The organism is Pseudomonas sp. lyk4-R2A-10 (assembly GCF_030209075.1).
In the GTDB taxonomy this organism is placed as follows: Bacteria; Pseudomonadota; Gammaproteobacteria; order Pseudomonadales; family Pseudomonadaceae; genus Aquipseudomonas; species Aquipseudomonas glycinae.
The window spans coordinates 216,701-241,818 of sequence record NZ_JARVSR010000012.1; the positions used below are offsets into that span (position 1 = coordinate 216,701).

Annotated in this window: 15 protein-coding genes and 3 pseudogenes; 9 read left to right on the top strand and 9 right to left on the bottom strand. The window is 60.5% G+C overall.

Going from position 1 to position 25,118, the window contains the following annotated elements:
• The first annotated feature begins 8 nt into the window (after positions 1–8).
• The 4 genes from aceF (at position 9) to msrA (ending at position 7,349) form a co-directional block, all read left to right on the top strand.
• Complete coding sequence (aceF, locus tag QRN46_RS21930) at positions 9–1,964, top strand: dihydrolipoyllysine-residue acetyltransferase (RefSeq protein ID WP_285357166.1); 1,956 nt, start codon at positions 9–11, stop codon at positions 1,962–1,964.
• 281 nt (positions 1,965–2,245) lie between these two features.
• Positions 2,246–3,643, top strand: a complete 1,398-nt coding sequence (locus tag QRN46_RS21935) for an alkaline phosphatase D family protein (RefSeq protein ID WP_285357168.1) — start codon at positions 2,246–2,248, stop codon at positions 3,641–3,643.
• A gap of 238 nt (positions 3,644–3,881) precedes the next feature.
• Entirely contained in the window at positions 3,882–6,578 is a 2,697-nt protein-coding gene (locus tag QRN46_RS21940) for a putative bifunctional diguanylate cyclase/phosphodiesterase (protein WP_201817176.1), read from the top strand.
• Between the two features lie 105 nt (positions 6,579–6,683).
• Positions 6,684–7,349 carry a peptide-methionine (S)-S-oxide reductase MsrA gene (gene msrA / locus QRN46_RS21945; RefSeq protein ID WP_285357171.1) on the top strand — a complete coding sequence of 222 codons (666 nt, stop codon included), beginning with the start codon at positions 6,684–6,686 and terminating at the stop codon, positions 7,347–7,349.
• 49 nt (positions 7,350–7,398) lie between these two features.
• Here msrA and QRN46_RS21950 read toward each other — a convergent pair whose 3' ends face one another.
• The 5 genes from QRN46_RS21950 to putP form a co-directional block, all read right to left on the bottom strand.
• Complete coding sequence (locus QRN46_RS21950) at positions 7,399–8,238, bottom strand: 23S rRNA (adenine(2030)-N(6))-methyltransferase RlmJ (protein WP_285357173.1); 840 nt, start codon at positions 8,236–8,238, stop codon at positions 7,399–7,401.
• Positions 8,239–8,541: 303 nt separating this feature from the next.
• Positions 8,542–8,859, bottom strand: a complete 318-nt coding sequence (locus tag QRN46_RS21955) for a hypothetical protein (RefSeq protein ID WP_201817164.1) — start codon at positions 8,857–8,859, stop codon at positions 8,542–8,544.
• A 329-nt stretch (positions 8,860–9,188) separates the two neighbouring features.
• The gene (locus QRN46_RS21960; protein WP_041475121.1) at positions 9,189–9,896 is read right to left on the bottom strand and encodes a DUF4123 domain-containing protein; all 708 of its coding nucleotides are present in this window, start codon (positions 9,894–9,896) and stop codon (positions 9,189–9,191) included.
• Positions 9,886–11,901 (bottom strand): type VI secretion system Vgr family protein, encoded by a 2,016-nt coding sequence (locus tag QRN46_RS21965; RefSeq protein WP_011332120.1) that lies wholly within the window; start codon positions 11,899–11,901, stop codon positions 9,886–9,888. Before QRN46_RS21965 ends, QRN46_RS21960 begins: the two co-directional genes overlap by 11 nt.
• 227 nt (positions 11,902–12,128) lie before the next feature.
• On the bottom strand, positions 12,129–13,613 hold the full coding sequence (gene putP / locus QRN46_RS21970) for a sodium/proline symporter PutP (RefSeq protein ID WP_011332119.1): 1,485 nt from the start codon (positions 13,611–13,613) through the stop codon (positions 12,129–12,131).
• A gap of 456 nt (positions 13,614–14,069) precedes the next feature.
• Here putP and putA point away from each other — a divergent pair, with 456 nt between their 5' ends.
• Together putA and QRN46_RS21980 are read left to right on the top strand one after the other, a co-directional pair.
• Positions 14,070–18,023, top strand: coding sequence for a trifunctional transcriptional regulator/proline dehydrogenase/L-glutamate gamma-semialdehyde dehydrogenase (gene putA / locus QRN46_RS21975; RefSeq protein ID WP_011332118.1), 3,954 nt, complete (start codon positions 14,070–14,072; stop codon positions 18,021–18,023).
• A gap of 143 nt (positions 18,024–18,166) precedes the next feature.
• Complete coding sequence (locus QRN46_RS21980; RefSeq protein WP_011332117.1) at positions 18,167–19,969, top strand: acyl-CoA dehydrogenase; 1,803 nt, start codon at positions 18,167–18,169, stop codon at positions 19,967–19,969.
• 64 nt (positions 19,970–20,033) lie between these two features.
• Here QRN46_RS21980 and QRN46_RS29160 read toward each other — a convergent pair whose 3' ends face one another.
• A complete protein-coding gene (locus tag QRN46_RS29160) occupies positions 20,034–20,879 on the bottom strand; it encodes a methyl-accepting chemotaxis protein (protein WP_439958492.1) in 846 nt (281 codons plus the stop codon).
• Positions 20,880–20,900: 21 nt separating this feature from the next.
• Positions 20,901–22,079: pseudogene (locus QRN46_RS29165) on the bottom strand (cache domain-containing protein); the annotation flags it as partial.
• 186 nt (positions 22,080–22,265) lie between these two features.
• Between QRN46_RS29165 and QRN46_RS21990 the strand changes: the two are divergent.
• The gene (locus QRN46_RS21990; protein ID WP_201817153.1) at positions 22,266–22,484 is read left to right on the top strand and encodes a hypothetical protein; all 219 of its coding nucleotides are present in this window, start codon (positions 22,266–22,268) and stop codon (positions 22,482–22,484) included.
• Positions 22,485–22,576: 92 nt separating this feature from the next.
• On the opposite strand, the gene QRN46_RS21995 is transcribed toward QRN46_RS21990, so the two are convergent.
• Both QRN46_RS21995 and QRN46_RS22000 read right to left on the bottom strand, forming a co-directional pair.
• Positions 22,577–22,879 carry a cell division protein ZapA gene (locus QRN46_RS21995; RefSeq protein ID WP_285357183.1) on the bottom strand — a complete coding sequence of 101 codons (303 nt, stop codon included), beginning with the start codon at positions 22,877–22,879 and terminating at the stop codon, positions 22,577–22,579.
• A complete protein-coding gene (locus QRN46_RS22000; protein ID WP_011332114.1) occupies positions 22,876–23,106 on the bottom strand; it encodes a hypothetical protein in 231 nt (76 codons plus the stop codon). Before QRN46_RS22000 ends, QRN46_RS21995 begins: the two co-directional genes overlap by 4 nt.
• A gap of 295 nt (positions 23,107–23,401) precedes the next feature.
• Here QRN46_RS22000 and QRN46_RS29170 point away from each other — a divergent pair.
• Together QRN46_RS29170 and QRN46_RS29175 are read left to right on the top strand one after the other, a co-directional pair.
• Positions 23,402–23,917: pseudogene (locus QRN46_RS29170) on the top strand (MCP four helix bundle domain-containing protein); the annotation flags it as partial.
• A gap of 27 nt (positions 23,918–23,944) precedes the next feature.
• Positions 23,945–24,907 (top strand): annotated as a pseudogene (locus QRN46_RS29175) (methyl-accepting chemotaxis protein); the annotation flags it as partial.
• Positions 24,908–25,118 lie beyond the last annotated feature (211 nt).

Genomic DNA, 25,118 nt, shown 5'->3' on the forward strand with positions numbered 1-25,118 from the left:
GAAACTCTGTGAGCGAACTCATTCGCGTACCTGACATCGGCAGCGGTGAAGGTGAAGTAATCGAACTGTTTGTGAAGGTCGGCGACCGTATCGAAGCCGACCAGAGCATCCTGACTCTGGAATCGGACAAGGCCAGCATGGAAGTGCCGGCCCCGAAGGCCGGCGTCATCAAAAGCCTGAAAGTGAAGCTGGGCGATCGCCTGAAGGAAGGCGACGAACTGCTGGAACTGGAAGTCGAGGGCGCCGCGCAAGCGGCCCCTGCTCCGGCTGCTGCGCCTGCCGCCAAGGCCGAAGCTGCACCGGCCGCCGCTCCTGCACCGGCTGCTCCGGCCGCTGCCCCTGCTGCCGCTTCGGTTCAGCAAGTGCACGTGCCGGATATCGGTTCGTCGGGCAAGGCCCAGATCATCGAGATCCAGGTCAAGGTCGGCGACACTGTCGAGGCTGATCAGTCGCTGATCACCCTGGAATCCGACAAGGCGAGCATGGAAATCCCGTCGCCTGCCGCTGGCGTGGTCAAGGCTATCAGCGTCAAGTTGAACGACGAAGTCGGCACCGGCGACCTGATCCTGGATCTGGAAGTGGCGGGTGCTGCGGCCCCTGCGGCTGCCGCTCCGGCCCAGGCTGCTGCGCCAGCCGCTGCGCCGGCGCCGGCTGCTGCACCTGCCGCACCGGTTGCCGACAGCGTTCAGGACATCCACGTTCCGGACATCGGCTCGGCCGGCAAGGCCAAGATCATCGAAGTGTTGGTCAAGGCTGGCGACAGCGTTGAAGCCGACCAGTCGCTGATCACCCTGGAATCCGACAAGGCGAGCATGGAAATCCCGTCGCCTGCCGCCGGCGTGGTGGAAAGCATTTCCATCAAGCTGGACGACGAAGTCGGCACTGGCGATCTGATCCTCAAGCTGAAAGTCAAAGGCGCCGCTCCGGCTGCTGCCCCGGCTCCAGCTGCCGCTGCTGCTCCGAGCGCTCCGGCGCCAGCTGCTGCTCCGGCTGCCGCTGCACCTGCTGCTGCCGCTCCGGTTGCTGCTCCAGCCAAGCCTGGTGCGAAAGTTCACGCCGGCCCTGCCGTGCGTCAACTGGCTCGCGAGTTCGGCGTCGAGCTGAGCGCTGTCGGCGCCAGCGGTCCGCACGGTCGCATCCTGAAAGAAGACGTGCAGACCTACGTCAAAGCCATGATGCAGAAGGCCAAGGAAGCACCGGCCGCGGCTGCTGGCGCAACCGGTGGCGCGGGCATCCCGCCGATTCCGGTCGTCGACTTCAGCCGTTTCGGCGAAATCGAAGAAGTGCCGATGACCCGCCTGATGCAGGTCGGCGCTGCCAACCTGCACCGCAGCTGGCTTAACGTGCCGCACGTGACGCAATTCGACTCGGCGGATATCACCGAGCTGGAGGCGTTCCGCACCGCACAGAAAGCTGTCGCAGAGAAGGCTGGCGTCAAGCTGACCATTCTGCCGCTGCTGCTCAAGTCCTGCGCACACCTGCTCAAGGAACTGCCGGACTTCAACAGCTCGCTGGCGCCAAGCGGCAAGGCGATCATTCGCAAGAAGTACGTGAACATCGGCTTCGCCGTCGACACCCCGGATGGCCTGCTGGTACCGGTCATCAAGAACGTCGACCAGAAGAGCCTGCTGCAACTGGCCGCCGAAGCCGCTTCCCTGGCTGAAAAAGCCCGGACCAAGAAGCTCTCGTCGGACGAGATGCAAGGCGCCTGCTTCACCATTTCCAGCCTCGGCCACATTGGCGGCACCGGCTTCACGCCGATCGTCAACGCGCCGGAAGTGGCGATCCTTGGTGTTTCCAAGGCAACCATCCAGCCAGTCTGGGACGGCAAAGCCTTCCAGCCGAAACTGATGCTGCCACTGTCGCTGTCCTACGATCACCGCGTGATCAACGGCGCCGCTGCTGCACGCTTCACCAAGCGTCTGAGCGACCTGCTGGCGGACATCCGCACCATCCTGCTGTAAAGCGCTCGGCCCTCCGGCAACGGAGGGCCGACCGCGCTCCACGTTTTCGAGCGCCACACGCTCGTACCTCAACCCCGTCAGTTTGGCGGGGCTTTTTTTTGTCTGAAATAACTGCCGCCCGCACTTTTCCCACAACTTTTTCTGATTTAAGCCACGAGCTTAGTCCACATCCTATCGACATTTTTCAGCGGCAGACAACTAACCTTGGCACATCAAAGTTAAACCAATAAAACCGGGAAACTTTATTCCTTACTATTATTCATTCGAATGGATTCGAACACATGCTGAAACCTACTGTCGGCCCGATCATTGGTCACACAACAACTAATCAGGCGCGAATCTTTATTCGTGGCGGGCTGCAACATAACGCGGCCGTATTTGCCGGCATCCGTTACCGAACATTGGATTCCAAACAATGGCAACCGAGCCAGTTTGTCAAACTCGATCCAACCCGTGACATGACTGAAGTGCTGGTGCTCGATCATTTGCAAGCCGACACGGACTACGAATACCAGACCGGCTGGTTCAGCCCGATGAGTCCTGTCCATACCATCCACAGCGTGGCGGAGTTGCCGCTGCAATGGCCACGGGAGACTTATCGCCTGCGCACCCGCAGCCATCAGCCCTTACAACCCCGCGCCTACATCCTCGGTTCGTGTCGCTACCTGCGCATGACATCCGGCATCCCGGTGCTCCCGCATCTGGGCGACCGGATCTTCGCTTCCATCAGCCAATTGATCGAAGGCGCACAACCTGCGATCAGCGCCATCATGATGTGTGGCGATCAGATCTATGCCGACGATCTGAACCTGTTCGCTCCGGACCGCGACTATGACGAGATCATTGCAAAGTATCGTGCGGCGTTTTCCCTGCCTAACATTCGACGACTGATGTCCGGCACTTCGACTTACATGATTCTGGATGATCATGAAATAGAAGATAACTGGCCAATGAACGCCGAAAAATCCGACGACATACTGTTTCGCAATGCAATGGCGGCTTACGAAATCTATCAAGCAAGTCATAGCCCGATCTGCTCGACAACAACTAACGGCACAATCGACCTAACTTCACTGAAGCACTACTGGTATCAATTCAGCGACGGCGATATCGAATGGTTTGTGACGGACAGTCGAACTCGCCGCAACTTGTCGAGGGACAACCGCCGCCTCCTCGACGAAGAACAGGAACAGGCCCTGTGCAAGTGGCTGGTCGAAAGCCCGGCGCGGGTCAAGTTCGTGGTCACCAGCGTCATGTTCTACCCTGACCGCAAATTGAACGGCGATGATGCCTGGGCGGGCTTCCCCGAACAGCGCCTGCGTCTGCTGGAAATCATCCGCCTGCATCGGATCAGGAACGTCGTGTTCATTTCAGGCGACGTGCACGGCTCGTTGACCAGTCGCCTGAGCCACAGCGAAGACCCTGACTTCGAAGTGCACACCGTCGTGTCTTCACCGCTGAGCAACAGCAAACTGCTGCCCTACGCCACCGCCGCCACCTTCATTCTCGATCAGCCATTGACGCAGACCGAGGCAGGCGAATACCGGCACGCGCTGACCAGCCAGGTCGTCAGCCAGGACAACTTCGCGCACATGGTGGTCGAGACCGGGCGGATCCAGGTCAACTATCACGACCGGGATGGCAGGCACCTGCAATCCATCGATATTCCGTTGCGATGAATCCAGCGGTGCGACCGTTCCGGATGCCAAAAGGCTCTGGAACGGTACTCTCCACGCCTAATAGCATTAGTTTCCGGCTACCGCTGGAGAAATGTTCACTGCAGCCGACATATTCTTATAGCACTTGGCCTTCATGTCTCTTGTCAGTCGGTGCCGCAATGATGCAACCTTGCCGCAGGCAACAGTAAAGAGGGCGCGAGCCCGGCGCGTTCAGCAAATTTCCAAGCGAGTTCCCTTCATGAAGAGCCAACCCGATGCCGCCAGCCGTATGGTGGCCGAGGTAGTGACGCAGTTGCCTGTGCCCTCGCGGCTCGGCATGCTGCGTTTCGAGCGCTTGAATGAAGCCAGTTGGGCCATGTTGTTTCTCGATCCCAACTGTGAACGCCAGTTCGGCCAGCCCGCCGTCGAGCTCTGCGCCCTGGTCGGCTCGCCCTACGCCAGCCTGATGGAGCCCGAAGCGCGCTATCAACTGCATGATGCGATCCAGCAACAACTCGGCCAAAGCCCGCATTACCTGGTGCGCTATACCCTGCACACCGCCGCCGGTGCGCTGAGCATTCTCGAACTCGGTGAAGCCTACAGACAGCACAACCGCCACTTGCTGCGCGGTTACTTGCTGGCGGTCGACAATGTGTTCGACGAGGCACCTTCGCTGCCGTCCGTCGACCTTGAAACCCAGAATTCACGCCTGCAAATCGCCCTTGAGCTCAATCAGCGTGCCCAGCAGGAACAACTGCAGCATCTGGAACGGGTGCGAGCCCAACAGGACCTGATCCTGTTGCTGGCCCGCCAGCGCTACAGCAGCCAGAACTCCCTGCAGGAAGCGGCCGAGCTGATCACCCGCTGCGCCTGCGATATCTACGAAATCGACTGTGCCAGCCTGTGGAACCTCGAAGGCCAGAAGTTGGTGCCGATTTCGGCGTACCACCGTGCTACCCAGGAATACATCCTGCCGGACGTGATTGATGTCAGCGGCTTCCCCGATTACATGGAAGCCTTGCACGGCAGCCGCGCCATCGACGCGCACAATGCGATGCGCGACCCGCGTACCCGGGAAATGGCCGAAGCCCTGCGCCCGCGTGACGTCAACGCCATGCTCGACGCCAGCATCCGCGTCGACGGCCAGGTGGTCGGCGTGTTGTGCCTGGAGCAGACCGGTGTCACCCGCGCCTGGCAGTCCGACGAAATCGCCTTTGCCGGTGAACTGGCCGACCAGTTCGCCCAGGTCATCAACAACCACAACCGCCGCACCGCCACCAGCGCCCTGCACCTGTTCCAGCGCGCGGTCGAGCAAAGCGCCAACGCCTTCCTGCTGGTCAATTGCGACGGCGTGGTCGAGTACGTCAACCCGAGCTTCACCGCGATCACCCAGTACACCACTGAGGAAGTCCACGGCCAGCGCCTCTCGGAGCTGCCGGCCCTGGAAAACCTCAGCGAGTTGCTGTTCGATGCGCCCTCCGCGCTGGCCAAAAGCAATAGCTGGCAAGGCGAATTCAAGAGCCGCCGCAAGAACCTCGAACCCTACTGGGGCCAGTTGTCGATTTCCAAGGTCTACGGCGACAACCGTGAGCTGACGCACTACATCGGCATCTACGAAGACATCACCCAGACCAAACTGGCGCAGCAGCGCATCGAGCGCCTGGCCTACACCGACAACCTGACCAACCTCGGCAACCGGCCTGCATTTATCCGCAACCTGGATGAACGCTTCGCCCGTGACAGCGATACCCCGATCAGCCTGCTGCTGGTGGACATCGACAACTTCAAGCGGATCAACGACAGCCTCGGTCACCAGACCGGCGACAAACTGTTGATCAGCCTGGCCCGGCGCCTGCGCAACAGCCTGAGCCCGAGCGGCAGCCTGGCGCGGTTCGCCAGTAATGAATTCGCGGTGTTGCTCGACGACACTGACCTTGCCACCGGGCAGCAGATCGCCAATCAATTGCTGGCGACGCTGGATAAACCGATGTTCGTCGACAACCAGTTGATCAGCGTCACCGGCTCCGTGGGCCTGGCCTGCGCGCCGCTACACGGCCGCGACCCGCAGACCCTGATGCGCAACGCCGGCCTCGCCCTGCACAAGGCCAAGGCCAACGGTAAACATCAGGTCCAGGTGTTCACCGAAGCGCTGAACGCCGAGGCCAGCTACAAACTGTTCGTCGAGAACAACCTGCGCCGCGCTCTGACCCAGAACGAGCTGGACGTGTTCTATCAGCCCAAGCTGTGCCTGCGCAGCGGTCGCCTGCTGGGCATGGAAGCGCTGCTGCGCTGGAATCATCCGGAGCGCGGCATGATCCGCCCGGATCAGTTCATCAGCGTCGCCGAGGAAACCGGCCTGATCATCCCGATCGGCAAGTGGATCGCCCGCCAGGCCTGCCGCATGAGCAAGGCGCTGACCGCCGCCGGCATGGGCAATCTGCAAGTGGCGATCAACCTGTCGCCCAAGCAGTTTTCCGACCCGGATCTGGTGGCCTCGATCGCCAACATCCTCAAGGAAGAAGCGCTGCCGGCCAATCTGCTGGAACTGGAACTGACCGAAGGCCTGCTGCTGGAAGCCACCGAAGACACCCACTTGCAGCTCGACCAGCTCAAGCGCCTGGGCCTGACCCTGGCCATGGACGACTTCGGCACCGGCTACTCGTCGCTCAGCTACCTGAAAAAATTCCCGATCGACATCATCAAGATCGATCGCAGCTTCATCCATGAAATCCCGGACAACCAGGACGACATGGAAATCACCTCCGCCGTGATCGCCATGGCCCACAACCTGAAACTCAAGGTCGTGGCCGAAGGCATCGAGACCGCCGAGCAGCTGGCGTTCCTGCGCCGGCACCGCTGCGACGTCGGCCAAGGCTACCTGTTCGACCGGCCGATTCCGGGCGGCGAGCTGATCCAGGCGCTCAAGCGCTACCCGCGTGGCCCGCTCTCTCTATAACCCACAGGACACTATCCGCACATTTTGCCTGGTGATTAACCGGGCATCATTGGGCACACTGTGGGTCAGCTTATAGACATCCCATCCTGACTGAGAGGAACGATCATGGTTCTGCGCTCGGAAATTCTGGTGAACAAAAACGTGCTACCGACTAAAGAACAAGCTCTGCCTGGCCGCGAAACCGCAATGACCCTGCCTGAAAAGCACTTTGTGTTCGAAGACACGCCGCTGCTCGGCCCGTTTTTCGAAGACGTCGACTTTGCGATCTTCGGTCTGGGCTGCTTCTGGGGTGCCGAGCGCCGCTTCTGGCAGCGTGAAGGCGTGGTCAGCACCGTGGTCGGTTACGCCGGCGGTTTCACGCCGAACCCGACCTACGAAGAAGTCTGCTCGGGCCTGACCGGCCACGCTGAAGTGGTGCTGGTGGTGTTCGACAAGGCCAAGGTCAGCTACGAAGAACTGCTGGCGATGTTCTGGGAATTGCACAACCCGACGCAGGGCATGCGCCAGGGCAATGACATCGGCACCCAGTACCGTTCGGTGATCTACGCGACCCATCCGGAGCAACTGGAGGCGGCGTTGAAGAGCAAGGCTGTTTATCAGGCCGAACTGTCGAAGGCGGGTCTGGGTGAAATCAGCACCGAGATTGAACAGGCGCCGACGGTTTACTTCGCCGAGGCCTATCACCAGCAGTATCTGGCGAAAAACCCGGAAGGCTATTGCGGGATTGGCGGCACTGGCGTGTGCATGCCGCCGAGTCTGGCGGGTAACTAAGCCCGCCCTGATCGCTCCCGCGCTTAGCGTGGGAGCGATTGACGGTTGATCAGCTTTCGGCGATCAACCAATCCATCTGCCACCCACCCTGGGTCTGGCCCAGCTTCTTGGACAGCCACGGCAGCAGCTCACGCAACTCTTCCTCCAGCCCCCACGGCGGATTGGCAATCGCCAGGCCAGAGCCGTTAAGGCTGTTCGGCGTATCCAGTGGATGCACCAGCAACTCGACCCGCAGCAACTTCGGCGCACCGGTGCCGGCCAGATCCTGATAGAAACGACGCAATGCGCGCTGATCCTTCACCGGATACCAGATGGCCGCGACGGTCTGGCGCATCCGCGAGATCGCCTCTTTCAGCGACGCCGCACAACGCTGCATCTCGTCGAGCTTCTCGAACGGCGGATCGATCAGCATCACCGCACGCTTCTCGGCCACCGGCAGCAACGCCCGCGCCACATGCCAGCCCTCACCCAGATGCACGGCCACACGGCGGTCGCCCTTCATGTTGTCCTTGAGCAGCACGCCGTCTTCCGGGTGCTTCTCGTTGAGCAGCACGCGATCCTGGGAACGGGTCAGACGCCGCGCCAGTTCCGGCGAACCCGGGTAGTAGCGCAACTGGCCGTCCGGGTTCATCTCGTGCAGCACGTTCATGTAGTCCGCGGTCAGCGCCGGCAGATCCGGCTGGTTCCACAACCGCGCGATGCCTTCCAGGTACTCGCCGGTACGGTTGGCCTGATCACCCTGCAGGTCATACAGACCGATGCCGGCGTGGCTGTCGAGATAGGCAAACGGCTGCTCCTTGCGCGACATCAGGGCGATGAGGCGGGTCAAGGTCAGGTGTTTGAACACATCGGCGTGATTGCCGGCATGGAAGGCGTGACGATAATTCATGGCTGCTCCTGCGAGGACCGTGAAGTTTACCTTTTACCGGGCGGCAAGTCAGGGGTTGGGGGCTGAGTGGGTGGTCTTGCTGTCGGGTACATCCTTGAGAAACCCCTCACCCTAACCCTCTCCCGGAGGGAGAGGGGACTGACCGAGGTGATCTTTCGGTTTGCATCGACCTGAAAAATCACCACGACCTAAGGCTTGGCCAAGCCAAGTTCACCACCGAAGTTGCAGGTCGGCGTACGTCACCTATTCACCTTGGTCGGTCCCCTCTCCCTCGGGGAGAGGGCTAGGGTGAGGGGATGGGATCTAAGGCCGGTCACGCAACCTGCGGCCAATCACATCCAAGACATCACAGCCATCACGCAACGGAATCACGCAGAGCTGGGCGAAGTCGCTGAGGATGAACGAGTCGCACTCGACCGAGCCGCGCATGCACATGTTTTCCAGGACCTGGATCACGGCGCGGATGCGGTAGTTGGCGGCGTCCATCAGGATGTCGAGCGGGGCGTGGGTGTCGATGAACAGGGTGGGCATGTCGTTGCAGTTGCTGGTCAGCGCCATGAGGCGGTTGTCGGGGTGGGGGATGAAGGGCTCGTAGGGTGGATCTGGATGAAGCGTGCTCATTGTTTAATCCTCTGGTAGTGAAAGAGGCGCACACCGTTTCCCTCCTACAGGATTGGGTGGCAGCCATGCGCGGGGTAGGAGGACTGAGACCAGAGCACTCAGCCACGCCGAAGCGTGCCCGCGCATAACCGCCGCAAAGGATCTTACGGTCGAGCGAAGACTGCCGCAAATCGGGCAACGACGCTTATGCACTGCTCTGAAATCAGGGCTCCTACGCCCTGTCTCCACTCGCGGAGACAGCCAAAGACTATCCCCGCAGCACCGCGCCCACCAGTTCACGCAAACCGCCGCAACTCGCGGGAAACGTCCGAAGCCTTTGCCCGGAAATTTCACTCTGACTCGTCCCGCAAGTAGTCCAGCAATGCCGAAGCCGACGATTCGTCCGACGCCGAAACCGCAAAAAACCTGACAACCTTGCAGCGCAAGACATCGGCGGGGAACGCTTCGAACAACGCCGGCTGCTCCTCGCTCAACCACTGCAAGGCGTTGTTGATCCGGGCATCATCGCCGAATTGCGCCAGCAGCTTTTCCGGCACCGACCACCAAGGAAACTCCCGACCCGAGACCCGCGCCCTGCCCCCGATCTCGACGGTCTGACCATTGATCAAGCCTCGCGTGAGGACCGGTAGTAGTTGCCCGGCATCCACCTCGGACGACTCAAGGATCGGCAACAAAAACCGCCCATCCCAGAACCGGAAAAACACCGCTTTCCCGTCCGGCATCAGCACCTGAGTCAAACTGCGAAAGTGCTCGACCACCGCTTCAAGCCCCGCCGAAGAAACCGCCAGCCAGCCCCAGTCCCGAGACTCCGTGGTCGCCACCCAATCCAGAAACTCACTGCCCGCGTCGACGATTCCCACGTAGGGCATCACCGCGTCCCACTCGGCATAGATCGTTTCCGCCCAGACCGGTTTCGGCATCTGCGCTTTCAGCGGCCAGGCCTTCAGCGGCTCCGCCGCACTGGCGCTACTGAAAATCGCGAACAACTGCTCCGACGGCTTCAGCGGCACATCCTTCAACCATTGATCAGGCTGCACAGACACCACCTTTGCAGCGCTCGCATTCTTCACAGAAAGGCGCATCACCTTTCAGGCTCATGATTTGCGCAGCAGTCAGAATCGCAGCCGGGGCTGCCGCCAGTTTTTCCGGCAACCCCGGCACCGTCGGCGCCGCACTTATCGCCGCCATCGGCGCACCACCCACCACAATCGGCACGCTGCTGAAGATCCCGCCGGGGCCGATGTTGATCCACTGCCCGCCCGCCTGAATCGTTGCGCTCGCCCCGCCGTCGATCACCACCTGCTGGCCGGCGCTGACGTGGAATTGAGCACTGGCGTTGATCGCCTGATTGCTCACGCGAATGTGCCGGTCGCCGGTCACCGTGAGGTGGTCGTCCTGCTTCACTTCAGTCTGGCGCTGGCCGTGGGTGATGTGCTGCTCATCGGCCTTCAGTTCGTGTTTAGCGAGACCAGTGACGACAACGCTGCGCTGGTTATCCACCTGCACCTGCTGATCGTTCAATACGTGCTGGGTCCAGTTTCGCTGGGCGCGCAGGTAGATTTCCTCGGCACCTTTGCGATCTTCGATACGCAATTCGTTGTAGCCCCCACCGCCGGGACTACTCTGGCTGCGGAAAATGCTGCGGGTCTTGTCGGCCGGCAGCTCCAGCGGAACCGGCGTGGCGGCGTTCGGCAGGCAACCCATGACCAGCGGTTTGTCGGCGTCGGAATCGATGAAACCCACCAGCACTTCCATGCCGACTCGGGGGATCAGCACGCTGCCATAACGATCATGGGCCCAGCCGCTGGCGACCCGCAGCCAGCAACTGGAATGCTCGTTGAGTTCACCGTCGCGATCCCAGGCCAGTTGCACCTTGACCCGACCGTACTCGTCGCAATGGATTTCACTGTCTTGCGGGCCGGTGACCACGGCCGGTTGATAGCCGAGCATCCGTGGTTTTTCCGGGCCCAGCGGCGGGCGGAAGAACACGTCCCACGGCGTGGCGAAAAAGGTATTTCGGTAGCCCTGGAAGTCATCACCGTCGCTGGTCACCGATTCCTCCAGCACTTGCGGCTGTCGGCCACGGTGCTCGATCGCAGTCAGCAGCCAGAGGTCATTCAGATCCTGGCGCGGATGCTCGGTCAGTTGCAGGAAATGTCCGCTGACGAGAGCGGATTGATCGCTGCGGCCCTCGGCCTGACGGTAGTCGGCGACATGTCGTTCAAGGGTGCGCTGGGCCAGTTGCTTGCCGGTTTCGCGCTCGGTGAACTGGCCGGGAAAGTGGTAATCCTCCAGCACCGGGCGCTGCTCGCTTTCGGCGCGACTTTGCAGCGCCAGCCGGGGCTTGGTGAAGTCGTAATCACGCCGGGTGACCACGCTGGTGCGGGTCTCAACGCGTACGGTGAAACGCTTGATCGCCGGCGCCGATGCAGCCATGCCGCTTCCCGGCAGGTACAGCGTCGGCTCGGTCAGACGCGGGAATACCGTCTGATCGTCGCCGAACACCAACAGATGTCCGTCCGGGCTGTGCTGAAAGTGAAAATGAATACCGACTTCGGCACACAGGCGCTGGATGAACGCCAAATCGCTTTCGGCGTACTGCACACAATATTCACGGGGCGGGTAATCGCTGCCGAGGCGAAACGCGAAGGCATCGCGTAGGATCGCGTGATCCTTGAGGATCTGCGTCACGATCTGCGGCACGCTTTGATGTTGGAAGATTCGCTGATTGATCCGATGACCCAGGTAGGCCAGACGCGGAACGAGGCTGACGTGATAGCGGGTCAGACGCTTGCCGGAATCCCCCTGCCCGACCCGATAGATCTGACCGTGGATACCGGAACCTTCTTCATCAAAACTCAGAAAAGCCTGACAGTGCAGCAGGCTTTCCAGATCCAGATCCGGCCGTTCACTGACCAGCTCCAGGTCAAAGCGAAAGGGTTGGCTGATGGCTTCCTTGCCCGTGAACTCAAGGACTTTGAGGTCAAACTGGGCGCCTTCGACGGTCAACGTGAAACGCGGTTGATTGGCAGGCGCGAACATCCGATGTCTCTCTGCAGATTGAGGGCGGGCGATTCTGCATGAGGCGCGAGGGGTGAAGACGGGGTGACCGAAAAATCAGATTTCCCCTACTTGAAACTTCGATCTCCCCTTCAAAAATCGGCGCATTCGACTACAGACTTTTCCTTCAGAAAAATCGCAGGCAATAAAAAACGGCCCGCTTCCTTTAGGACGCGGGCCGTTTTCTGGTGAGTCTCAGCTCATTCCCATCACTTGTTCAGATGGAAATCCTTCTCGGCCGCTTCAAAACGCTGAACCATACCGGCGCTCGGCTGGCCCATCAGGCTGACGAAGTAGATCGCCAGGCTGGCGAAGATGAAGCCCGGAATGATTTCGTACAGACCCAGCAGTTCGAAATGCTTCCACACGATCACGGTGATCGCGCCGACCAGGATGCCGGCCAGTGCGCCGTCACGGGTCATTTTCTTCCAGATCACCGAGATCAGCACGACCGGACCGAAGGCTGCACCGAAACCGGCCCAGGCGTAGGACACCAGACCCAGCACACGGTTGTCCGGGTTGGCGGCCATCGCGATGGCGATCAGTGCAACCAGCAGCACCATGGCGCGACCGACCCATACCAGTTCGACTTGCGAAGCGGATTTACGCAGGAAAGCCTTGTAGAAGTCTTCGGTCAGGGCGCTCGAGCACACCAGCAACTGGCAGCTCAGGGTGCTCATCACCGCCGCGAGAATAGCCGACAACAGCACGCCTGCAATCCACGGGTTGAACAGGATTTTCGCCAGTTCGATGAACACACGCTCGTGGTTTTCGGTCACTGGACCTGCCACCTCCGGGTGCGCCGAGAAGTAAGCGATACCGAAGAAGCCCACGGCCACGGTACCGCCCAGGCACAGGATCATCCAGGTCATGGAGATGCGACGGGCGTTGGCGATGGATTTCACCGAATCAGCGGCCATGAAGCGCGCCAGGATGTGCGGCTGACCGAAGTAGCCCAGACCCCAACCCATCAGCGAGATGATGCCGATGAAAGTGGTGCCCTTGAGCATGTCGAAGTTGCTCGGGTCCTGTGCTTCGATCGCCAGGAACGTGGTGTCGACACCGCCGGTAGCCAGCAGCACGATGATCGGCGTCAGCAGCAGGGCGAAGATCATCAGGGTGGCTTGTACGGTGTCGGTCCAGCTCACCGCGAGGAAACCGCCGACGAAGGTGTAGGCAATCGTCGCCGCAGCACCGGCCCACAGCGCTGTCTCGTAGGACATGCCGAAGGTGCTTTCGAACAGACGGGCACCGGCCACGATGCCGGAAGCGCAGTAGATGGTGAAGAACACCAGAATCACCACTGCCGAAATGATGCGCAGCAGACCGCTCTTGTCTTCGAAACGGCTGGAGAAGTAGTCCGGCAGGGTCAGTGCATCGCCGTTGTGCTCGGTCTGAACACGCAGACGACCGGCGACGAACAGCCAGTTCAGGTAGGCACCGACGATCAGGCCGATGGCGATCCAGCTTTCGGACAGGCCAGACATGTAGATGGCGCCCGGCAGGCCCATCAGCAACCAGCCGCTCATGTCGGAAGCGCCGGCGGACAATGCCGTCACCACGCTGCCCAGGCTGCGGCCGCCCAGAATATAGTCAGAAAGGTTATTGGTGGAGCGATAGGCCATGAAGCCGATCAGCACCATTGCTGCGATGTAGATCACGAACGTGATCAGGGTTGGATTGCTTGCGCTCATTACGTACGTGCCCTGGCTTTGTTTTTATGTAGCGGCGGCGGTTGCACCGTTTGCAGACTGACGCCTGACAGACGAATCGCACGGCCGCGCATTTATGACCAATGTTTCCCCAGGAAAGCCATTGGCCGGTGCACCGGGTTTCCCCGGTTGCACCTTGGGCGCGAATCCTATGCAACAAAGCAAAACAGGTGCAACCAGTTTCTTGGGAATTAGTTGCACCCAGTCGGATTTATCCTACGGAAGTGGCTTTTTGCTCCTTTTTAACGCAGTCGCAGAGGTTTTCTAGAAGCAAAAGCACCAAGCAAGAGCAGCACTTTCGTACCAGAAATTATTTCCTGACGAGCTGCAGAATATTCCGACAAAAAAGGGTTGCACCCGGTTGCACCTGTTTCGGCTCGCGGCTAATCTTGCCGCCAGCTGTTGTCGCGCAACTGCGGCACCTATGAGGATAAAAATATGGCTACCACCACCCTTGGGGTCAAACTTGACGACCCGACCCGCGAACGCCTGAAGGCCGCCGCAACCTCGATTGATCGCACACCGCACTGGCTGATCAAGCAGGCAATTTTCAATTACCTGGAGAAACTCGAGGGTGGTGCAACCCTGACCGAGCTGAACGGTTTGACCGCCAAGGACGCCGACGACGCGGGCGAAGTCCATACCGATCACGCTCACCAATGCTTCCTCGAATTCGCCGAAAGCATCCTGCCGCAATCGGTGCTGCGCGCCTCGATCACCGCCGCTTACCGACGCCCCGAGCCGGAAGTGGTGCCGATGCTGATCGAGCAGGCGCGCCTGCCGGCGCCGATGGCCGAAGCCACCAACAAACTCGCCGCAACCATCGCGGAAAAACTGCGTAACCAGAAGAGTGCCGGCGGTCGTGCAGGTATTGTTCAGGGCCTGTTGCAGGAATTTTCCCTGTCGTCCCAGGAAGGCGTGGCGCTGATGTGCCTGGCCGAAGCACTGCTGCGGATCCCGGACAAAGGCACTCGCGATGCGCTGATCCGCGACAAGATCAGCACCGGCAACTGGCAGCCGCACTTGGGCAACAGCCCGTCGCTGTTCGTCAACGCGGCGACCTGGGGTCTGCTGCTGACCGGCAAACTGGTTTCCACTCACAACGAAGCCGGCCTGACTTCGTCCCTGAGCCGCATCATCGGCAAGAGCGGCGAGCCGATGATCCGCAAGGGCGTCGACATGGCCATGCGCCTGATGGGCGAGCAGTTCGTTACCGGCGAAACCATCGCCGAAGCCCTGGCCAACGCGAGCAAGTTCGAAGCCAAGGGTTTCCGCTATTCCTACGACATGCTCGGTGAAGCGGCGCTGACCGAACACGACGCCCAGAAGTACCTGGCCTCGTACGAACAAGCCATTCACTCGATCGGCAAAGCGTCCCACGGCCGTGGGATTTATGAAGGTCCGGGCATCTCGATCAAGCTGTCGGCCCTGCACCCGCGTTACAGCCGTGCCCAGTACGAGCGCGTGATGGACGAGCTGTACCCGCGCCTGCTGTCGCTGACCCTGCTGGCCAAGCAATACGACATCGGCCTGAACATCGACGCCGAAGAAGCCGACCGCCTGGAGCTGTCGCTGGATCTGCTCGAGCGTCTGTGCTTCGAGCCGCAACTGACCGGCTGGAACGGCATCGGTTTCGTGATCCAGGCCTACCAGAAGCGTTGCCCGTACGTGATCGACTACGTGATCGACCTGGCTCGCCGCAGCCGTCATCGCCTGATGATCCGTCTGGTGAAAGGCGCGTACTGGGACAGCGAAATCAAGCGCGCCCAGGTCGAAGGCCTGGAAGGCTATCCGGTCTACACCCGCAAGGTGTACACCGACGTTTCCTACATCGCCTGCGCCCGCAAACTGTTGTCGGTGCCGGAAGTCATTTACCCGCAGTTCGCTACGCACAACGCCCACACCCTGTCGGCGATTTATCACATTGCCGGTCAGAACTATTACCCGGGCCAGTACGAATTCCAGTGCCTGCACGGCATGGGCGAACCGTTGTACGAACAGGTTGTAGGCAAGGTTTCCGAAGGCAAGCTGAACCGTCCGTGCCGCGTGTACGCTCCGGTCGGCACCCACGAAACCCTGCTGGCGTACCTCGTACGTCGTCTGCTGGAAAACGGTGCCAACACCTCGTTCGTCAACCGCATCGCCGACCAGTCGGTTTCGATTCAGGAGCTGGTGGCCGATCCGGTGGCACAGATCGAGCAGATGGCGACCGTGGAAGGTGGTTTCGGCCTGCCGCACCCGCGCATCCCGCTGCCGCGTGACCTGTATGGCTCCGAGCGCGCCAACTCTGCCGGCATCGACATGGCCAACGAACATCGTCTGGCGTCGCTGTCCTGCGCCCTGCTGGCCACCGCGCACAACAACTGGAAAGCCGCGCCGATGCTCGGTTGCGCCTCCAGCAACGAAGCGCCGGCACCGGTGCTGAACCCGTCCGATCTGCGTGACGTGGTCGGCCATGTGCAGGAAGCCACGGTCGAAGACGTCGACAACGCCATTCAATGCGCCCTGAACGCCGCACCGATCTGGCAGGCCACCCCGCCGGCCGAACGTGCCGCGATTCTGGAACGTGCCGCTGACTTGATGGAAGGCGAGATCCAGCCGCTGATGGGCCTGCTGGCCCGCGAAGCCGGCAAGACCTTCGCCAACGCCATCGCCGAAGTCCGCGAAGCCGTCGATTTCCTGCGTTATTACGCGGTGCAGGCACGCAACGATTTCAGCAACGACGCCCACCGCCCACTGGGCCCGGTGGTGTGCATCAGCCCATGGAACTTCCCGCTGGCGATCTTCAGCGGCCAAGTTGCCGCGGCACTGGCCGCCGGTAACCCGGTGCTGGCCAAACCGGCCGAACAGACTCCGCTGGTCGCCGCACAAGCCGTACGCCTGCTGCTCGAAGCCGGGATTCCGGAAGGCGTGCTGCAACTGCTGCCGGGTCGCGGTGAAACCGTCGGCGCCGGTCTGGTCGGCGATGAACGCGTCAAAGGCGTGATGTTCACCGGCTCCACCGAAGTCGCGCGTCTGCTGCAACGCAACATCGCCGGTCGCCTCGACAACCAGGGCCGTCCGATTCCGCTGATCGCCGAAACCGGCGGCCAGAACGCGATGATCGTCGACTCTTCGGCACTGACCGAACAGGTGGTGATCGACGTGGTGTCGTCGGCCTTCGACAGCGCCGGTCAGCGTTGCTCGGCCCTGCGCGTCCTGTGCTTGCAGGAAGATTCCGCTGATCGCGTCATCGAAATGCTTAAAGGTGCGATGGCTGAAAGCCGTCTCGGCAACCCGGAGCGCCTGTCCGTGGACATCGGCCCGGTGATCGACGCCGAAGCCAAGGCCGGCATCGAGAAGCACATCCAGGGCATGCGCGACAAAGGTCGCAACGTGTACCAGGTGGCTATTGCCGATACCGAGGAAGTCAAACGCGGCACCTTCGTCATGCCGACCCTGATCGAGCTGGAAAGCTTCGACGAACTGCAACGCGAGATCTTCGGCCCGGTGCTGCACGTGGTGCGCTACAAGCGTAAAGAGATCGACCAGTTGATCGCCCAGATCAACGCCTCCGGTTACGGCCTGACCCTCGGCGTGCACACCCGCATCGACGAGACCATCGCCAAGGTGATCGACAACGTCAACGCCGGTAACGTCTACGTCAACCGCAACATCGTGGGTGCCGTGGTCGGCGTCCAGCCATTCGGTGGTGAAGGCCTGTCGGGTACTGGCCCGAAAGCCGGTGGCCCGCTGTACCTGTACCGTCTGCTGTCGACGCGTCCTACCGATGCCATCGAACAATCCTTCGCTCGCGCTGATGCTGCCGTGGCGCCGGACGTTCGTCTGCGCGACGCCATGAGCAAACCGCTGACCGCTCTGAAAGCCTGGGCCGACAGCAACAAGTTCGCCGACCTGAGCACCCTGTGCGTGCAGTACGCGGCGCAGTCGCAAAGCGGTATCACCCGCGTACTGGCCGGCCCGACCGGCGAGAAGAACAGCTACGCGATCCTGCCGCGCGAGCACGTGCTGTGCCTGGCGGACATCGAAGGTGATCTGCTGACCCAACTCGCTGCAGTACTGGCAGTAGGCGGTTCGGCAGTCTGGCCGGAATCCGACACCAGCAAGGCATTGTTCGCACGCCTGCCGAAGGAAATTCAGGCGCGAATCAAACTGGTTTCCGACTGGAACAAGGACGACGTGGTGTTCGACGCGGTTCTGCATCACGGCCATTCCGACCAGTTGCGTGCGGTCTGCCAGCAGATCGCCAAGCGTGCCGGCGCCATCGTCGGGGTTCAGGGCCTGTCCCAGGGCGAGACCAACATTGCACTGGAGCGTCTGGTGATCGAGCGTGCGTTGAGCGTCAACACCGCGGCAGCAGGCGGCAACGCCAGTCTGATGACCATCGGTTAATCAGCAACTCTGTCAGCAACATAAAAATGGGCGCCCTCACCGGCGCCCATTTTTTTGGCCTCTCCATCACCGTTATCAATCTTCCTGTTCAGCCTTTATTCGCACGCCTAGACTCGGTTCATTCCAAAAAAAGGTAGGCCGCCATGTCCGAGACGCTGCTCAGTTCCCGCAATCTGGCTTTCGAGCTGTACGAAGTCCTCGATGCCGAGGGCCTGACCCGGCGCGAGCGGTTTGCCGAGCACAACCGCGAAACCTTCGATGCCGCCATCGGCACGGCGCGCAACATCGCCGAGAAGTACTTCGCACCGCACAACCGCAAGGGCGACGAGAACGAGCCGCGCTACGAGAACGGTCAGGCAATTCTGATTCCCGAGGTGAAACCGGCGGTGGATGCGTTCCTCGAAGCCGGATTCCTCAACGCGGCGCGCAGTTTCGACGCCGGCGGCATGCAACTTCCCACACTGTTGTCCCAGGCCTGCTTCGCCCACTTCCAGTCAGCCAACGCGGCGTCGACCTCCTATCCGTTCCTGACCATGGGTGCGGCCAACCTGATCGAAAGTTTCGGCACCGAAGAGCAGAAGCAACGCTTCCTTCAACCGATGATCGACGGCCGTTTCTTCGGCACCATGGCCCTGACCGAGCCCCATGCCGGTTCGTCGCTGTCGGATATTCGTACCCGAGCCGAGCCTGCGTCCGACGGCACTTATCGCCTCAAGGGCAACAAGATCTTCATCTCCGGCGGTGACCACCCGCTCTCGGAAAACATCGTGCACATGGTGCTGGCCAAGCTGCCGGACGCGCCGGCCGGGGTGAAAGGTATTTCACTGTTCATCGTGCCGAAGTTTCTGGTCAACGATGACGGCAGCCTGGGCAAGCGCAACGACGTGCTGCTGGCCGGGCTGTTCCACAAGATGGGCTGGCGCGGAACGACGTCCACGGCGCTGAACTTCGGCGATAACGGTGAGTGCGTCGGTTATCTGGTGGGCAAGCCGCATCACGGCTTGAGCTACATGTTCCAGATGATGAACGAAGCTCGGATCGGTGTCGGCATGGGCGCGGTGATGCTCGGTTACGCCGGTTACCTGTACTCGCTGGAATACGCCCGCGAACGGCCGCAGGGTCGGGTGCCGGACAGCAAGGACCCGACGACGGCGCCGGTGGCGATCATTCAGCACGCGGACGTCAGACGCATGCTGCTGACACAGAAATCCTACGTTGAAGGGGCGTTCGATCTCGGTCTGTATGCGGCGCGCCTGTTCGATGACACCACCACGCTGGAGATCGAAGCCGAGCGCAAACAGGCTCACGAGCTATTGGATTTGCTGACGCCGATCGTCAAATCCTGGCCGTCCGAGTTCTGCCTGAAGGCCAACGAACTGGCGATCCAGATTCTCGGCGGCCACGGTTACACCCGCGAATACCCGGTGGAGCAGTACTACCGCGACAATCGCCTGAACCCGATCCACGAAGGCACTCACGGCATTCAGTCGCTGGACTTGCTGGGACGCAAACTGGCGCAGAACGGTGGTGCCGGGCTCAAGCAACTGATTCGCCTGATCGCCAACACCGCCGAGCGCGCAGTCCCGTACGAATCCTTGACCGCACTGCGTGAGCCGTTGGAGAAACTGGTGGCGCGCTTGCAGAGCGTGACCATTGGTCTGCTGACCGACCTGGCTCAGGGCAAGGTCAACAGCAGCCTGGCGAACTCGGCGTTGTACCTGAAGGTGTTCGGGCATGCGGTGATTGGCTGGCGCTGGCTGGAGCAGGCGATTCGGGCGGAGGAAGGGTTGGCCAAAGGCAATGCGGCGGATGCCGACTTCTATAAGGGCAAGTTGCAGGCGGCGCGGTATTTCCTGACGTGGGAAGTGCCGGGCTGCCAGCATGAGCTGACGTTGCTGGAGGCGCGGGATGATACGTGTCTGGCAATGCAGGATGCGTGGTTCTGATCCCACGGTGATCGTTAGCGATCGTTCCCACGCAGAGCGTGGGAACGATCAATCTGACGACACATCAGCTCAACTTGAACCCACCCATCTGCCGCGCCAGATCATCCGCCAGCCGCTGCAACATCTGACAATCCTCACGACACGCCCGAACCTCCCCCGCCGTCGCCCGGGCCAGATCGGAAATGCCCTGTACGTTGCGGTTGATCTCCTCGGTCACCGCCGACTGCTCCTCAGTCGCTGTCGCCACCTGATGGTTCATGTCGCTGATGCGCTCGACCTGCCCGGTAATCGCCGTCAAAGACGCCCCGGTACGCTGGCTCGATTCGACTCCGGTACCCGTCGCGGCCTGCCCGGTGCGCATCGATGACACCGCATTCTCCGCGCCCTGTTTAAGGCTGCCGATCATCTGCTGAATCTCGTCGGTAGACGCCTGAGTCCGGCGCGCCAATGTCCGCACCTCGTCGGCCACCACTGCAAAACCACGCCCCATATCGCCGGCTCGAGCAGCCTCGATGGCAGCGTTCAACGCCAGCAGGTTGGTCTGCTCGGACACCCCGCGAATCACCGCCAGCACCTGATCGATCGACGCCACTTGATGCGCCAGCTCACCCACCGCGCCCGCCGCGACGCCAATTTCATCGGACATGCTTTCTATATGGCGAATCGAGCCGCCGACCACTTCCCGCGCCTGCATCGCTTCATCGCGGGCGGTTTGCGAGGCGAGTGCCGCATTACCGGCGTTCTGGGCGATTTCCTGCACGGTCAGGCCCATTTCGTGGACGGCGGTGGCAACCATGTCGGTCATTTCCTGCTGGCGGCCGGAGCGCTCGGCGGTGTTATCCACAACCCTGGCCACCTGGCCCACGGCAACGCGCAGACGCACGCTGGTGGTCAGCACTTCGCCGATCATCCCGCGCTGGCTGTCGAGGAAACGGTTGAAGCCCCGGGCGAGGTCGCCCAGTTCATCGGCGCGGCTGGAATCTAACCGATGAGTCAAATCTCCACCACCGCTACCGATTGCTACCAATGCAGCTGTTACCTGACGAATCGGTCGCACCAAGCCCTGGGCCAGCCAGATCACCAGCGCCAGGCAAACCAGCGCCACCACCAGGCCGATGCCGCTGCTCATCCACATCGCCCGGCGGGCTTCGGCGTAGATCTGCGACCGTGGCACTTCGGCCACCAGGGTCCAGCCGAGATCGCGCAAAGGCAGGCTGAAGGCGAGGAAATCTTCGCCGTCGCGCTGAAAGCTGCTGTTGGCGGCGACTTTATGGCCCATGACCGCTTGTGCTGCCGAGACGCCGATCTGCTCGCTCAAGGTGCGCTTGCCGCTGAACTGTGCCTCGGGATGGACCTGGATAAGACCGTCGGAACGCACGAGATAGACCTTCCCGCGCTCGCCGAAGCTGAAGTTGTGAATCAGCTCCGACAGCTCTTTCATGCTCAGCCCGAGCCCCGCGACACCGACCACTTTGCCGGCCTGCTCCACCTTCAAATCGATGAACAGCGCCAGCTCTCCGGTGGCCCCGTCGTTGTCGATGTTCAAGGTTCGCGGCTGATTGCTGTCGAGGAAGGAGTAGAACCACGCATCGGCCGGTTTGTCGCGACTGAGGGTGCGATCCAGGCCTTTTTCGGTGATGTAGTGATTGGATTCGGTGCCGATGATCAAAGCAGTAAAAGCCTTGTGTTCGGCGCGGATGCCTTCCAGATACTGCGCGAAACCCGCGGTTTTGGCGGAGTCCTCACCATTGGCCAGCCAGTCGCGGACCATGGTGTTGCTGGCGATATCCTTGGCGGCGGTGAGGGGTTGAACGAGGATTCGTTCGATGTCGTTGCGCGTCGCTTCGATGCTCGACGGCAGCGCCTGTTCGACCAGATAGCTCTGGGCGAGGCGGTTGACCACCAGGGTATAAATGCCAACCACGATCAGAATGCTGACCAGCAGGGCGGTGCCCATGCCGAGGATCAACTGCCATTGAATACTGCGACGCCAGAACTGCATGGAGCACCCCCAAAGAATAAGAGGCTGAAACACTGCAACAGCCGTGCCGATTGTATACATTCCGACTGACAATATCGCTTTAGTATTGTACTGATTCGCATATTTCATCGTGAGTACATTCGCTACCGCTAATTCGCAGAAACACTGTACATACAAACATCCTGTCAGATATGACAGGTTACAAATTCAAATGCCATTTTATAATTAAGTAACTTGAATCAGTGCACAACATCACTTTCAAGTTATCTCCTATTTTTAGACAGGCATAACTAAAAAAATTAAAGGAAATTCTTTATGAGCATTGAAGTAGTAATCAATAAAGCAATCAACAACTCAACAAATAGTTATGAGGAAGTTATTCTCCCCCCAAAAAAAGCCGAGCTATTCATGAATATAGGAGATGAAATGCTATTCTCGGATGGAACGAACCATCGCATCTATAGAAAAATGTATACTCAGGTGAATGATCAGTTCGATTTTAAAATCTCAGTCTGGACGGCGATTCTGCTTTAATAAGCCAGGAGTCCCTCAGGGGACTCCATTATTAACCTATACTAAAAACTTCAGAACTTAATAAATCATCCAGCCATTTAATCTATAACCAATTAATTTCTATCTATTGCTTTGGCAATAGTCTCGACCGTGGCGCTGACTTGCTCTTGGTAACGCTCGAGTTCCTGCTCGTGCTGCTTCTTCATTTCAATCTGCTGCGAGCACAGATTCATCGCCGCCAGCACCAGCAGGCGGTCGCCGATCAGGGTCGGGTATTTGCGCTTGGTGTCGGCCAGTGCGGCCTTGAGCATCAATGCGGCGTCCAGCAGGGTCTGTTCTTCCCCGGCTGGTGCCTTTATCGAATAGTCCTCCCCCAGGATGGAGATGACTTTTACCCCTGCTGTGCCGTGGTTCATGCGCTGACAGGACCTGCGTTGACGCGATCAACCAGCGCCTGGATGCGCGCGGCGGTGGCACCGTGCTTTTCTTCCTGTTCCATCAGGCTCAGTTGCAGGCTTTCGTTTTCATCCTTGGCCTGGGCCAGTTCCGTGGACAGGGTCTGGTTGGTTTCCGACAGGGCCTGGTTCTGTTGCACCAGATCACTGACGAGCTGTTCCAATTGGCTGAGGGATGCTTCCAACATTTTGATCTTCCAGGGCTTTTTCAAAGGGCGCGTACGATAAAGAAAAGTCGTCGTTGACGCCAGGGTTAAACCGGCGCAAGGCCTTGATTTTCCTGGCGGCTCGACCGTTCTTGCGAGTGCTAGAGACTGTGATCTGCCGATCTGGTTCCTGCACTTCGTCGCCCGACGCCCCATGCGACAAATACGCACACCACCTCAAGACTTTAGTCGTATGACCGATAAGTCACCCAACAGCAGTCTCAGCCCGCACGGATGCGGCCCTTCCCTGGTATCCGCCTCCATGTCCCTTCGCAATATGAATATCGCCCCCCGGGCGTTCACCGGTTTCGCCCTGATCGGCGGCCTGATGCTGATTCTCGGCGTGTTCGCCCTGAATCAGATGAGCAAGATCCGCGCAGCAGGCGAAGACATCGCCACCGCCAGCGTGCCTTCGATCAAGGCTCTGGATGAGTTCACCCAACTCACGTTGCGTCTTCGGGTGCTGTCCTATCGCCTGCTGATCAACCGTGAAGCAGACGTACAACAGAAAACCATCGAGCTGTTCGATTTGCGCAACCGGCAGATCGCCGACGCGCAACGCGCCTACGAGCCGCTGATCGATGGCCCACAGGAACGTGCGGCCTACGACCAGTATGTGCAGTTGCTGGCGCAGTACCGTCAGCTCGAAGACCGCATGAAGACTCTGTCGCGCAACAATCAGGTCGACGAACTGCGGCAGATGCTCAACACCGAGTTGCTCGCCAATTCCGAAGCGGTGAATACCGCTCTCGCGCGTTTGCTGGAGATCAACACCCAACAGATCGCCGAGACCAATCAGGGCGCCACGGATCAGTATTCGATGTCGTTCAATCTGGTGGTGACCCTGCTGGTGATCGCCACCGGTCTGACCTTGCTGTTCGCCTGGCTGTTGACCAGCAGCATCACCAAGCCGATCGCCAAGGCGCTGGATGCAGCGGAAACCATCGCCGAAGGCAACCTGACCCAGCCGATCCACGTGGACGGCACCGACGAAGCCGGACGCCTGCTGGCGGCCATGGCCAAAATGCAGTCGAAGCTGCGCGATACTCTGCAGCGGATTTCCGGCTCGGCAACCCAACTGGCGTCCGCCGCCGAAGAGCTGAACAGCGTCACCGACGAAAGCGCCCGTGGCCTGACTCAGCAGAACAACGAAATCGAGCAGGCCGCCACCGCCGTCAACGAAATGACCAGCGCCGTGGAAGAAGTCGCGCGCAACGCGGTCAGCACCTCGGAAGCCTCGAAGAACGCCACCACCTCCGCCGGCGACGGCCGCGATCTGGTGCAGGAAACCGTCAGCGCCATCGAACGCATGAGCGCCGACGTGCAGAGCACCGCCACCCTGATCGGTGATCTGGCCAACGAATCCCGCGACATCGGCAAGGTGCTGGACGTGATCCGTGGCCTGGCCGACCAGACCAACCTGCTGGCGCTCAACGCTGCGATTGAGGCGGCCCGCGCCGGTGAAGCCGGTCGTGGATTTGCGGTGGTCGCCGACGAAGTTCGCGCCCTGGCGCACCGCACCCAGCAGTCGACCAGCGAAATCGAGCGCATGATTGGCAGCATCCAGAGCGGCACCGAACACGCCGTGGATTCGATGCGCAACAGCACCGAGCGCGCCGAATCGACCCTGAACATCGCCCGTGGTGCCGGCCTGTCGCTGGACACGATCAACACGGCCATCGTTGAAATCAACGAGCGCAACCTGGTGATCGCCAGCGCCGCCGAAGAGCAGGCGCAGGTGGCGCGGGAAGTGGATCGCAACCTGGTGAACATCCGCGATCTGTCGGTGCAATCGGCGACCGGGGCGAATCAGACCAGTGCGGCGAGTAATGAGCTGTCGCGATTGGCGCTGGATCTGAACAATATGGTTGGGCGGTTTAGCCTGTAATTTTGAGATCAAGATCAAAAGCCCCCCTCACCCCAGCCCTCCCGAAACGTCGGACCGCCCCCAAGGGGGCGAGGGGGAAGGGAGCAGATCGGGGGGCTTTTCAGAT